General features: G+C 69.8%; 12 protein-coding genes. 2 read left to right on the forward strand and 10 right to left on the reverse strand.

The features are described from left to right. Positions 1-10: 10 nt before the first annotated feature. The 9 genes from OCS65_RS02385 to OCS65_RS02420 all read right to left on the reverse strand — a co-directional run bounded on the left by OCS65_RS02385 (position 11) and on the right by OCS65_RS02420 (position 7,942). On the reverse strand, positions 11-793 hold the full coding sequence (locus tag OCS65_RS02385; protein ID WP_231772290.1) for an amino acid ABC transporter ATP-binding protein: 783 nt from the start codon (positions 791-793) through the stop codon (positions 11-13). Next, complete coding sequence (locus OCS65_RS02390) at positions 790-1,761, reverse strand: amino acid ABC transporter permease (protein WP_006943626.1); 972 nt, start codon at positions 1,759-1,761, stop codon at positions 790-792. The genes OCS65_RS02385 and OCS65_RS02390 overlap by 4 nt, the downstream gene beginning before the upstream one ends. A 281-nt stretch (positions 1,762-2,042) precedes the next feature. Further along, a complete protein-coding gene (locus OCS65_RS02395; protein ID WP_231772291.1) occupies positions 2,043-3,056 on the reverse strand; it encodes a sulfate/molybdate ABC transporter ATP-binding protein in 1,014 nt (337 codons plus the stop codon). Beyond that, positions 3,053-3,859 carry a sulfate ABC transporter permease subunit CysW gene (gene cysW, locus OCS65_RS02400; RefSeq protein WP_010594194.1) on the reverse strand — a complete coding sequence of 269 codons (807 nt, stop codon included), beginning with the start codon at positions 3,857-3,859 and terminating at the stop codon, positions 3,053-3,055. The genes OCS65_RS02395 and cysW overlap by 4 nt, the downstream gene beginning before the upstream one ends. Beyond that, a complete protein-coding gene (gene cysT, locus OCS65_RS02405) occupies positions 3,856-4,728 on the reverse strand; it encodes a sulfate ABC transporter permease subunit CysT (RefSeq protein ID WP_050036481.1) in 873 nt (290 codons plus the stop codon). The genes cysW and cysT overlap by 4 nt, the downstream gene beginning before the upstream one ends. Positions 4,729-4,744: 16 nt before the next feature. Continuing rightward, complete coding sequence (locus OCS65_RS02410; RefSeq protein WP_006943619.1) at positions 4,745-5,776, reverse strand: sulfate ABC transporter substrate-binding protein; 1,032 nt, start codon at positions 5,774-5,776, stop codon at positions 4,745-4,747. Between the two features lie 210 nt (positions 5,777-5,986). Then, positions 5,987-6,079: an Ms4533A family Cys-rich leader peptide gene (locus tag OCS65_RS29910; RefSeq protein ID WP_312026504.1), complete on the reverse strand. Its 93-nt coding sequence runs from the start codon at positions 6,077-6,079 to the stop codon at positions 5,987-5,989. A 10-nt stretch (positions 6,080-6,089) separates the two neighbouring features. After that, positions 6,090-6,260 (reverse strand): hypothetical protein, encoded by a 171-nt coding sequence (locus OCS65_RS02415; protein ID WP_231772292.1) that lies wholly within the window; start codon positions 6,258-6,260, stop codon positions 6,090-6,092. A 107-nt stretch (positions 6,261-6,367) separates the two neighbouring features. Further along, positions 6,368-7,942, reverse strand: a complete 1,575-nt coding sequence (locus OCS65_RS02420) for an FMN-binding glutamate synthase family protein (protein ID WP_168580398.1) — start codon at positions 7,940-7,942, stop codon at positions 6,368-6,370. Between the two features lie 167 nt (positions 7,943-8,109). Between OCS65_RS02420 and OCS65_RS02425 the strand changes: the two genes are divergently transcribed. After that, a complete protein-coding gene (locus tag OCS65_RS02425; protein ID WP_231772293.1) occupies positions 8,110-10,479 on the forward strand; it encodes an FdhF/YdeP family oxidoreductase in 2,370 nt (789 codons plus the stop codon). A gap of 7 nt (positions 10,480-10,486) precedes the next feature. Here OCS65_RS02425 and OCS65_RS02430 read toward each other — a convergent pair whose 3' ends face one another. Then, positions 10,487-11,473 carry a GlxA family transcriptional regulator gene (locus tag OCS65_RS02430; protein WP_185713297.1) on the reverse strand — a complete coding sequence of 329 codons (987 nt, stop codon included), beginning with the start codon at positions 11,471-11,473 and terminating at the stop codon, positions 10,487-10,489. 153 nt (positions 11,474-11,626) lie between these two features. Between OCS65_RS02430 and OCS65_RS02435 the strand changes: the two genes are divergently transcribed. Beyond that, positions 11,627-12,205 (forward strand): hypothetical protein, encoded by a 579-nt coding sequence (locus tag OCS65_RS02435; RefSeq protein ID WP_231772294.1) that lies wholly within the window; start codon positions 11,627-11,629, stop codon positions 12,203-12,205. The last annotated feature ends 12 nt before the right edge of the window (positions 12,206-12,217 follow it).

Raw genomic sequence — 12,217 nt, forward strand, 5'->3', positions numbered from 1 at the left:
CGGGAGGACTTCAGAGGACTTTGGACAGGAAGGCGCGGGTGCGCTCCTGGGTGGGCCGGTCGAGAACCTGCGCGGGCGGACCTTGTTCGACGACGACGCCGCCGTCCATGAACACGACGGTGTCGGCAACCTCACGCGCGAAGCCGATCTCGTGGGTGACGATCACCAGGGTCGCACCGTCGCGGGCCAGGTCGCGGATCACCTCGAGCACCTCGCCGACCAGTTCGGGGTCGAGCGCGGAGGTCGGCTCGTCGAACAGGATCACGGCCGGGCGCAGCGCGAGGGCGCGGGCGATGGCGACCCGCTGCTGCTGCCCACCGGACAGCTGTTTGGGGTAGTCGTGGATCTTGTCGCCGACGCCGACCCGGTCGAGCAGTTCGCGGGCGAGCGTCTCGACCTCGGCGCGGTCGCGGCGCTGCGTGGAGATCGGCGCCTCGATCACGTTCTCGAGCACGGTCAGGTGCGGGAAGAGGTTGAAGTTCTGGAACACGAATCCGATGCGCGACCGTTGACGGAGGATGTCCCTCTCGCGTAACTCGTGCAGCTTGTTGCCCCGGCGGCGGTAGCCGACGAGTTCGCCGTCGATGCGGACCGTGCCGCGGTCGACCTTCTCGAGGTGGTTGAGGGTGCGCAGCAGGGTGGACTTGCCGGAGCCGGAGGGGCCGAGGATCACCGTGACCTCGCCCTTGCGGACCTTCAGGTCGACACCCCTGAGGACCTCGAGGGATCCGAACGACTTGTGCACGCCCCGGACGTCGACGGCGTACGGGGTGGGATCGACCGGCGTGGTCACCGGGTGGCTCCCCGGGGTGCGGCGATACCCGAGTCGCGGATCTCGCGGAACTTGGCGACGGTCTTCTGCCAGGGGGTGAGCGGGAGGGCGCGGGACGAGCCGCGCGCGTAGTGCCGCTCCACGTAGTACTGGACGATCGACAACGCGGTGGTGAGCACGATGTACCAGACGGTGGCCACCATGAGCAGGGGCACGACCCGGCCGTTGCGGCCGAAGACGACCTGCACCTGATAGAACAGCTCGGCGATCGCCATCGTGGAGACGATCGAGGTGCCCTTGAACAGGCTGATGACCTCGTTGGCGGCGTTGGGCAGGATCGATCGCATGGCCTGCGGCAGAACGATCTTGAAGAACTGCCGGCGGCGAGGGATGCCCAGGGCCTGCGCCGCCTCGATCTGGCCGTGGTCCACGGAGATGATGCCGGCGCGGATGATCTCCGCCGAGTAGGCGGCCTGATGCAGGGCCAGGCCGATCACCGCGGCGGTGAAGCCGGAGATCACGCCGGTGACCTCGAACTCGAAGAACGACGGTCCGAACGGGACACCCAGCGACAGTGTTCGGTACAGGTACGCGATGTTGAACCAGAACAGCAGCTGCACGATGAGCGGGATGGATCGGAACGCCCAGATGTACACCCAGGAGATCACCTGCAGGACGGGATTCCTGGACAGCCTGCCGACGGCGAGCAGCACGCCGAGCCCGAATCCGAGAACCGTTCCCCACACGGTGAGTTCGATGGTCACCACCAGGGCCGAGAGCACGGACTGTGCGGTGAAGTACCGAGCGAACGTCGCCCAGTCCCAGCCCGGGTTGGTAGCCAGGCCGTGCACGAACTGCGCCACCAGGACGAGGGCGAGGGCGGCGACCAGCCAGCGCAGCGGGTGGCGGGCGGGGGCGACGACCAGCCCGGCGTCGTCGGGCTCGGCGGTGCTCGCCGGCGCGGGACGGATCCCGGTCGGCGCGCTCACGCCGACCCACCGGGGAAAGCGTTCATCGGGTAGTACCTTTCACGGATCTCGGGTGAGTGATCGGCGTGCACACCGAGCGGGCGGGGCGCGTGGAGATCACTGTCGCCCGGCGGGGTCCTGCTCGTCACGGATTCCGATCCGGGTGATTCGAACCCGCCGCAGGACCCGAGCAGTCCGCGGGGTGATACCGCACGCCTGAATGGCCGAATGTCACACGGGTTCGATCCAACTGAACCTGTGTGACATTCGGCCGAGTGAGGCGCCGGTGGGCGGGCGTGGCTCTAGCCGATCGGCACCCGCGTCGTCTCCGGCAGCGCCGGTTCCTCGGTCGCGCGCGCATAGACGGTCTCGCCGGGCGCGAGACCGAGAGCGCGTGCGTCGCCGCGGGTGACCTGCGCGGTGAAGTCCTCACCGGTCGCGGCGTTGCGCAGCTCGACGCGGACCTCGAACCCGAGGTGCACGACCCGCTCCACCGTCGCGCGGGTGACACCCACGGACCCGGCGGTGCCCGCGTCCTGGGCGCGGGCGAGATCGGGTTCGCGACCGAGACGGATGTCGTGCGGCCGCACCAGCTTTCCGTTCAGCCTGGAGACATTGCCCAGGAACGACATCACGAAGTCGTTCGTGGGCCGGTCGTACAGGTCCCGCGGGGTTCCGACCTGCTCGATGCGGCCCCGGTTCATCACGGCGATCCGGTCGGCGACGTCGAGCGCCTCCTCCTGATCATGGGTGACCAGCACGGTGGTCACGTGCACCTCGTCGTGCAAGCGGCGCAGCCACGTGCGCAGGTCGGCGCGCACCTTGGCGTCGAGCGCGCCGAACGGTTCGTCGAGCAGCAGCACCTTGGGATCGACGGCGAGGGCGCGGGCCAGGGCCATGCGCTGGCGCTGGCCGCCGGACAGCTGTGCCGGATAGCGTTGCTGGAACCCGTCGAGCCCGACGATGCCGAGCAGTTCGTCGACGCGGCGGCCGATTTCGGTCTTGGGCCGCTTGCGGATCTTCAATCCGAACGCGACGTTCTCGCGGACGGTCATGTGCTTGAACGCCGCGTAGTGCTGGAAGACGAAACCGATGTCCCGCTTCTGCGGGGTCACGCCGGTCACGTCGTCGCCGCCGATGCGCACGATGCCGTCATCGAGGGTTTCCAGTCCGGCGATGGACCGCAGCAGCGTCGACTTACCGGACCCCGAGGGTCCGAGCAGCGCGGTGAGCGACCCGGACGGGATCTCGATGTCGACGTCGTCGAGGGCCGCGAAGTCGCCGTAGTTCTTTCGTGCGCCCGTGACGGTGATCATCTGGTACTCCTCTTGCGGTCGAGCAGGGTCATCAGCAGCAGCACGATCACGGCGATGGCCATGAGCAGGGTCGCGGCGCAGTAGGCGCCGAAGGTGTTGTGGTCGTCGATGTAGCGGGAGTGCACCAGCAACGTCAGGGTCTGGGACACGCCGGGGAAGCCGGAAGAGACCATGATGACAGCCCCGAACTCGCCGAGCGCGCGGGCGACGGTGAGGACCACGCCGTACGTCAGGCCCCACCGGATCGAGGGGAGGGTGATGCGCCGGAACGTCTGCCAGCCGTTCGCGCCGAGTGTCGCGGCGGCCTGCTCCTGTTCCTGGCCGATCTCGTGAAGCACCGGTTCGACCTCGCGCACGACGAACGGCAAGGTGACGAAGATCGTGGCGATCACCATGCCCGGTAGCCCGAATATCACCTTGAATCCGAGGGATTCGACACCTCCGAACCACCCGCCGGCACCCCACAGCATGATCAGGGCGACACCGACGACGATCGGCGAGACGGCGAACGGCAGGTCCACCACGGCTTGCAGCAGCCCGCGGCCGCGGAACCGGCCGCGCACGAGCGCAAGTGCGACGACGACACCGAACACGACGTTGACGGGCACCACGATGGCGACGATCAGCAGCGACAGGTTCAACGCCGAGATCGCCGCGGGCGTGCTGATCGACTGGAGGAACGCACCCACGCCGTTCTCGAATGTGCGGTAGAGGATCACCCCGATCGGAACGAGCAACAGGACCAACAGGTAGCCGAGTGCGATCGTCCGCAGCGAGATTCGCGTCCACGGGGAGACCTTCATCGGTCCTCCTCCTCCCGGCGCAGGCTGCGTCCGGCTGCCAGGCGCAGCACGAACAGCACGACGAAGGCGATGAGCAGCAGTGCCACGGACACCGCGGCAGCGTTCACCGGGCGGTCGATCTCGATCTGCTGCTGGATGTACTGCGACGCCACCTGGGTCTCGTACGGGATGTTGCCGCCGATGAGCACGATCGATCCGTATTCGCCGAGGGCACGGGCGAACGCGAGCCCGGCACCGCTGACGACAGCCGGGGTCAGCACGGGCAGTACCACGGACCGGAAGATGGTCAGGTTGTTCGCGCCGAGGGACGCCGCGGCCTCTTCCACCTCTCGGTCCGCTTCGAGGAGCACCGGCTGCACCGAACGCACCACGAACGGCAGCGTCACGAATGCCAGCGCGACGACGAGCCCCGGCTGGGAGGCGTTGAGATGGATACCGATCGGGCTCTCCGGCCCGTACAGCGCCAGCAGCACAATGCTCGCCACGATGGTGGGCAGCGCGAAGGGCAGGTCGATCAGGGCATTGACGAACTTCTTGCCCGGGAACTCGTCGCGCACCAGTACCCACGCGATGAGGGTGCCCATGACCACGTTGACGACCGCGACGATTGCGGAGACGACCACGGTGATCCGCAGCGTCGCCAGCGCGGCCGGGGCGGTGACGGCGTTCCAGAAGCCACTCGGACCGTCGGCGAACGCCTCGGTGGCCAGCGCCGCGAGCGGCAACAGAACGATGACGGACAGCCACAGCACGGCCACTCCGATGCCGAGCGGTCCGACCGTGCCGGTGGCTGCACGCAGCGGAGTGCGGCGGCGCGCCGCCGGGGCGGGAGCCGGCCTCGATCCCACCCCGGTGGCGCTGTCGGTGATACTCACTGTCCGGGCTCTACTTCGTGGCGTTGTCGTAGATCACGGCGATCGAGCCGGTCTCGGCCTTGAACAACTGCTCGTCGACGGCCTTCCAGCCGCCCAGGTCCGCGATCGTCCACAGCTTCGCCGGCTGCGGGAAGTCGGCCGCGAACTCCTCCGCCACCGCGGGGTCGACGGGACGGAAGCCCGCCTCCGCCCACAGACGCTGCGCTTGCGGGGTGTAGAGGAAGTCCGCGAACGCCCGTGCCTTCTCGGCGTTCTTCGAATTCGTGAGCACTGCAGCCGGATTCTCGATCTTGAAGGTGGTGGGCGGGGTGACGTGCTCGACAGGGTCGCCGTTGCGCTCGATGAACAGCGCCTCGTTCTCGTAGCTGAGCAGCACGTCGCCGGAGCCCTGCAGGAACGCCTCGGTGGCCTCGCGACCGGACTTGGGCTGGATCTTGACGTGCTCGTTCACGAGTGTGGTGACGTAGTCCAGACCCGCCTGCGGGTTCGCGCCGCCGTCGCTCTTCGCCGCGTAGGGGGCGAGCAGGTTCCACTTGGCCGAGCCGGAACTGAACGGGTTGGGCGTGACGACCTCGAGGCCGGGCTGCAGCAGGTCGTCCCAGTCGGTGATGTTCTTGGGGTTGCCCTCGCGCACCACGATCGTCACCACCGAACCGAAGGGAATTCCGTTGTACGGACCGGAGTTCCAATCGGCCTCGACGAGCCCGGCGTCGACGAGACGGGTGATGTCCGGCTCGACGGAGAAGTTGACGAAGTCCGCCTCGGCGCCGTCCTTGACCTTCCGGGACTGATCGCCGGAGGCGCCGTAGGACTGCTGGAACTCGACGTCCGCACCCTCCTCGGTGGCCTGGAAGGCGGGGATCAGCTTGTCGAATCCGGGCTTCGGCACGGCGTACGCGTACAGGTTGATCGTGCCGCCGGAGCCGTCGCCGCTGCTCTCACCTCCGCCCACGGTGTCGCTGGATCCGCCGGAGCACGCGGTCAGCACGGTCGCGCCGAGGGCGGCGAGGGCGGTGACGAACAGACCCGATCGTCTCTTCATGAGGTGATGCCTTTCCTGCAGGAGTGTCTCTGTGCGAGACCGGGGGAGGACGCGGGCACACCGGTTCGAGGAGACGCTCCGCAGGACGGACGAAGGTGGTGGAGACGTGGACCCGAACGAGTCGGGCCGACGAATGTCACGCCGGACGGGGCGACGCGACTCCTCGGCAACCGGGGGCGGCAACGATGCCGCAAGGGTTGGTGACGGGAGTCAGCGACGACAGTCGACGTCGGCGACTGCGCGCACGCCGACAGCGATCAGCGCCAGTTCATGGCGGACGCGAGGCACGGCGGTAGCGGACACGCGGCAGACTCTAGCAGAGGCACTCGGCCTGTTCGGCGGTGTCGCCCGGAAGCGCGCGCAGTCCGGGGACGCGACCGCCGCCCCCGCCGCCCATCGCGTCCATCGCCTCGCCGAGGAGCAGGCAGCCGGCGAACACGACACCGCCGACGGTGAGAACCGTGGCGTACATCTTGTCGATCACGATCTGCCTCCCGGCGGGTTCCGCGGTGTCGCGAGTGGTCGTGCTCCAGCGTGACGCGGGCTCGGCGCCCCGAACTGTCCGGATTCTGGACAGCGACCCGACCCGCGTCACGGCACCGTGCGCGCGCCGGGCGAGCCCTCGCCCCCCTCGGCCGCGGCGACCCCGAGCATCAGCCGCGTGATCTCTTCCCGGTCCGACGCGCCGGGCAGGCCCCAGCCGGGCTGGTAACCGTACATTTCCGCGATCGTGATCGCGCGGCGGTTGCCGTCCGCCACCTCGACGTCGGTCGGGGTGATCAGAGCGGGATGCGCGACGCCGCACGCCTCGGCCAGCTTGAAGATGTCCCGGCGCAGCGCCCGGATGTAGTTGGCGGCGCGCACCGACTTCAGCTCCACGTCGAGCCCCCGCTCGAGCCACGGGTTCTGGGTGGCGACGCCCGTCGGACACCGGTCGGTGTGGCACTTCTGGGCCTGGATGCAGCCGATCGCGAGCATCGGCTCCCGCGCGATGTTGACCATGTCGCAGCCCAGGGCCATCGCCACCACCGCGTTGTCGGGCAGTCCGAGCTTGCCGGCGCCGATGAACGTCACGTCGTCGCTGAGGCCCGCCTCCGTGAACAGCTTGTAGACCCGGGCGAAGCCGCTGCGGAAGGGCAGCGAGACCGCGTCCGTGAACACGAGCGGCGCGGCGCCCGTGCCACCCTCGCCGCCGTCGATCGTCACGAAGTCGACGCCGCGGTCGGAGTTGCACATCGCGTCGACGAGGTTCTGCCAGAACGCCATGTCGCCGACCGCCGACTTGATGCCGACCGGCAACCCGGTCTCGTGGGCGATCAGCTCGATCCAGTCGAGCATGCTGTCGACGTCGTGGAACGTGGTGTGCCGCGACGGGCTGACACAGTCGCGACCCTCCGGGATGCCGCGGATCTCGGCGATCTCGGGGGTCACCTTGGCTCCGGGCAGCAGGCCGCCGAGGCCGGGCTTGGCACCCTGGCTCAGTTTGATCTCGATCGCCCGCACCGGCGCCGACTCGACGACGGCCTTCAGCCGGGCCAGGTCGAACCGGCCCTCCTCGTCGCGGCAGCCGAAGTACGCGGTGCCGATCTGGAAGATCAGGTCTGCCCCGTTGCGGTGGTAGCGCGACAGCCCGCCCTCGCCGGTGTTGTGCAGGCACCCGCTGGCGGCGGCACCGCGGTTGAGCGCCGAGACGGCGGCCCCGCTCAGCGAGCCGAAGCTCATCGCCGAGATGTTGACGATCGACTGCGGCCGGAACGCCTTCGCCCGCCCGCGCGCCCCGCCGAGGATCTTCGCCGACGGGATCTGCAGCTCCTCCCCGGCGTGCGGCGCCGCCGACGGCGGGGTCTCGGAGAACGTGCGGTGCTTGATGATCGTGTAACCGTCGGTGTATTCGACGTCGTTGTCGGTGCCGAAACCGAAGGTGTTGTTCACGAGTTTCGACGACGCGTACACCCAGCGACGCTGATCGCGGGTGAAGGGGCGCTCCTCGTCGTTGCCGGTGGTGATGTACTGCCGCAACTCGGGACCGACCGCTTCGAGCAGGTAGCGGCCGTGCCCGACGACGGGGAAGTTGCGCAGCAGCGCGTGGCGTCGCTGCAGCAGGTCGTACGAGGCGACCGCGGCCATCGCCGCGGCGGGGATTCCGAGGGCTTTCGACCACTTCATGGGGCCACCGTACGACGCTGCCGCGATGCCCGCCGACCTTCGTGAACGCGGTTTCGGGAGCGGGCCGCGCGGGTAGGCAGTGCACCGACACGCGTGCGCGGGGCACCCGGGCGCGCGGACACGGTGTGGACGACCGCGGACACCGTGTGGACGACGAGGGGCCGGCGATGCGCAGACACGATCGGGACTACAACGAGCGCGACCTCGAGGTCGACGACGCCGAGGATCACGCCGCGGGCCCGACCGCGGTGGCGGTGTCGCTGAAGCGGTCCCTCGAACGGATGGGACCGATCCGGACGGCGCAGACGCTGTTGCGGCTGAACCAGGCCGAGGGCTTCGACTGCATGAGCTGTGCGTGGCCCGATCCGGACCCGGGACATCGATCGGTCGCCGAGTTCTGCGAGAACGGTGCGAAGGCGGTGGCGGAGGAGGCGACCCGGCGCCGTGCCACTCCCGAGTTCTTCGCCGCACACAGCATCGCCGACCTGGATTCGCACAGCGAGCACTGGCTCGGCCGGCAGGGCCGCATCACGCATCCGATGATCAAGCGGCCCGGCGCCACCCACTACGAGCCGATCGACTGGGACGAGGCGTTCGCCCTGATCGGTGCGGAACTCGAGGCGCTCGACAGCCCCGACGAGGCGATCTTCTACACCTCCGGGCGTGCCTCGAACGAGGTGGCATTCGCCTACCAGCTGTTCGCCCGGGCCTTCGGCACGAACAACCTGCCCGACTGCTCCAACATGTGCCACGAGTCCACCAGCATCGCGCTGCAGGAGTCGATCGGCATCGGCAAGGCGAGCGTCACGCTCGACGACGTGTACCACGCGGAGCTCATCGTCCTGCAGGGCCAGAATCCGGGAACGAACCATCCGCGCATGCTGACCGCCCTCGAGAAGGCGAAACGCAACGGCGCCACGATCCTGTCGATCAACCCGCTGCGCGAGGCGGGCCTGGTCAACTTCCGCAATCCGCAGACCCCACGCGGAGTCGTCGGCCGCGGCACCGACCTGTCGGACCTGCACCTGCCGATCGCGCTGAACGGCGACCTCGCGCTGCTGCAGGCGTTCGGTTCGCTGCTCGTGGAATGGGACGCGCTCGACCACGAGTTCATCGAACGGCACACCCACGGTTTCGAGCAGTGGCGCCACCACGTCGCCGGCGTCGACTGGGACGTCGTCACCACCGCCACGGGGCTGTCGCGGGAGCAGATCACCGAGGCGGCGACGCTGCTGCGCGACTCGCGCGCGACGGTGTTCTGCTGGGCGATGGGCCTGACCCAGCACCGCAACGCGGTGGCCACCATCAAGGAGGTCACCAACCTGGCCCTCGCGCAGGGCAACATCGGCAAGCGGGGCGCGGGTCTGTTCCCCGTGCGCGGGCATTCGAACGTGCAGGGCGACCGCACCATGGGTATCTGGGAGCGGCCGCCGGCCCACTTCCTCGATGCGCTGCAACGGGAGTTCGGCTTCGATCCGCCGCGCGAGAACGGCTTCGACACCGTCGACTCCATCCGGGCCCTGCGCGACGGCCGGGCCCGCTTCTTCATGGGGCTCGGGGGCAACTTCGTGCAGGCCGCGCCGGACACCCACGTCACCGCGGCGGCGATGCGCAGGGCCCGGATGACGGTGCAGGTCTCCACCAAGATCAACCGGTCGCATCTCGTGTGCGGCGAGACGGCGCTGATCCTGCCGGCCAAGGGCCGCACCGAGCAGGACGTGCAGGCGTCGGGCCCGCAGTTCGTGACGGTCGAGGACTCCACGTGCTCGGTCCACGCGTCCCGCGGACCGTTGCCGCCGGCGAGCGCGCACCTGAAGTCCGAGGTCGAGATCGTCTCCCGGATCGCCGAGGCCACGCTGGGGGACCGGTACGGCCTCGACTGGAAGGCGATGCGCGACGACTACGGCGTCGTCCGCGGCCTGATCTCGCGGGTGGTGCCCGGGTGCGAGAGCTACGACGTGAACGTGCGGCGGCCGGGCGGCTTCGTCCTGCCGCATCCGCCGCGCGATTCGCGCTCCTTCCACACCGCCTCCGGGCGGGCCGAGTTCGCGGTCTCCCCGATCGACGTGCTGCAGGTGCCCGCGGGGCACGTGATCCTGCAGACCCTGCGGAGCCACGACCAGTTCAACACCACCGTCTACGGGCTGAGCGACCGGTACCGCGGCATCGAGGGCGGGCGGCGGGTGATCTTCCTGCACCGCGACGACATCGCCGCCCTCGGCTTCGACGACGGCGACCTGGTCGACCTGTTCACCCGGTGGGACGGCGACGAGCGGGTCCGGTGCGCGCGGTCGTTCCGGATTGTCGAGTACGACACGCCGCGCGGCTCGGCGGCCGCCTACTATCCCGAGACCAACGAGCTGGTACCGCTGGATTCGACTGCACGCCAGAGCAATTGCCCTACCTCGAAATCCGTCGTGGTGTCCCTGGCGCGCGCGGGCGAGCGCAGCGGCGAGTGCCCGGAGGACTCGCACCAGGGCCGCCTCGGGTCGGACTGGTCGCACAAGACCTGCCCGGACCCCGAGTACCTGTCCTGAGACCCGCTCAGCCGACCCCGGTGTGCCGGGCCGCGGTACGCGAGTGACCGGCGCGGAACGCCGCCGGTGACGCCCCGTAGCGACGGGTGAACGCCTGCCGCAGCGTCTCGGCCGTGCCGAAGCCGCAGCGCGCCGCGACCGCCGTGACCGGTAGCGACGTGGTGGTGAGCAGGACGGCGGCGGACTCGAGCCGAACCCGGCGGACGTAGCGGGCGGGTGTGTCGTGCAGGTGGTGCAGGAACATCCGGGTGAGGTGCCGTTCGCTCATCCCGGCGAGCGCGGCGAGCGCGGCGGCCGACAGATCGCCGTCGAGGTGGGTGGTGATGTGGTCGACGAGGCGCCGCATCCCGCGGTCCTTCGGTTCGGGGGCCGTGGTGAACATGCTCATCTGCGCCTGGTTGCCCGGCCGCTGCAGGTAGGTGACGAGGGCCCGGGAGACCCGGCGGGCCATGTCGGGGCCGTGGTCCTCCTCGACGAACGCGAGGGCGAGGTCCAGGGCGCTGGTCACGCCGGCGGCGGTGGCGACGTGCCCGTCGCGCACGAAGATCGGCAACGGATCCACCTGCACCTGCGGATACCGCGCGGCGAGCCGATCGGCGAACGCCCAGTGGGTGGTGGCGCGACGGCCGTCGAGCAGACCGGCGGCCGCGAGGACGGAGGCGCCCGTGCACACGGACGCCACCCGGCGGCTGTCCCGCGCCAGGCGGCGCACGTGGCCGACGAACCGGGCGTCGTCGGCCATGTCGATGTGCCCGAAGCCACCGGAGACCACGAGGGTGTCGAGCGTTCCGACGAGCCGCTCGAGCCGTCGCTGTCCGGCCAGCACGAGCCCGGTGTCGCAGGTGATCGCGGCCCCGCCGGGGGTGGCCAGCTCGACCCGGTACGCCGGGACCGCGCCGAACCGGTTCGCCGCCGCGAACGTGGTCGTCACGCAGGCGATGTCGAGCAGCTCCGCCCGGTCGTAGCCGACGACCACCACGAGTCGTTCGTCCACACCGTCGACCGTAACCGGGGCCGGGCCCGGACGCGACGTGTCCGGCGGACAGGGATCCCAAATTTCCGGACCTGTCCGGCGCCCGGGTCTCGCCCGGCCGGCCCCGGCCGCCGATCGTGGAGGCATCCCCCACCACTGCCCCCGGGAGACCTCATGGACACCACGACGGCCGTGAGCACGGCCCGCCCCGCATCGCGCCGCTCGGCCGGGCCGGCCTTCCTGGCGCAGCGCTGGCCGACGGTGGCGGCTCTTGCGTTCGCCCTGATCGGCACGCCCGCCGAGGCGAGCGTCGAGATCCTCACCGAGATGATGATGCTGCTGCCGTTCCTGTATCTCGTCACGGCCGTGCTCGACCGCCCGCGTGCGGTGTGGGCGGTGTTCCCGGCCTCCTACACGGCGTGGTTCGTGGTGCGGGCGCTGGACGTCGTGCCGTCGACGGTGCTGATCGGCGCCGCGGCGGCGGTCGTGGTCGTCGTGGGCGCGGTGCGCGGCCGGCTGCGCGACCGCCGTTTCCTCGTCCAGGCGGCCGGCATGATCGCCTTCGGGGCGCTCGGCCTGGTCGCGCTCGCCGTCGATCCGGACGTCGCCCGGTACATCGTCGCGGCCGGATGGTTCCTGCACGGCGTGTGGGATCTCGTCCACCATCGGCTCCGCGTCACCGTGGACCGTTCCTTCGCCGAGTTCTGCGCCGTCCTCGACATCGCGGTCGCCGTCGCGCTCGTCCTCGTGTGAGACATCGGCATC

Source organism: Rhodococcus aetherivorans, assembly GCF_025722975.1.
GTDB lineage: Bacteria > Actinomycetota > Actinomycetes > Mycobacteriales > Mycobacteriaceae > Rhodococcus > Rhodococcus aetherivorans.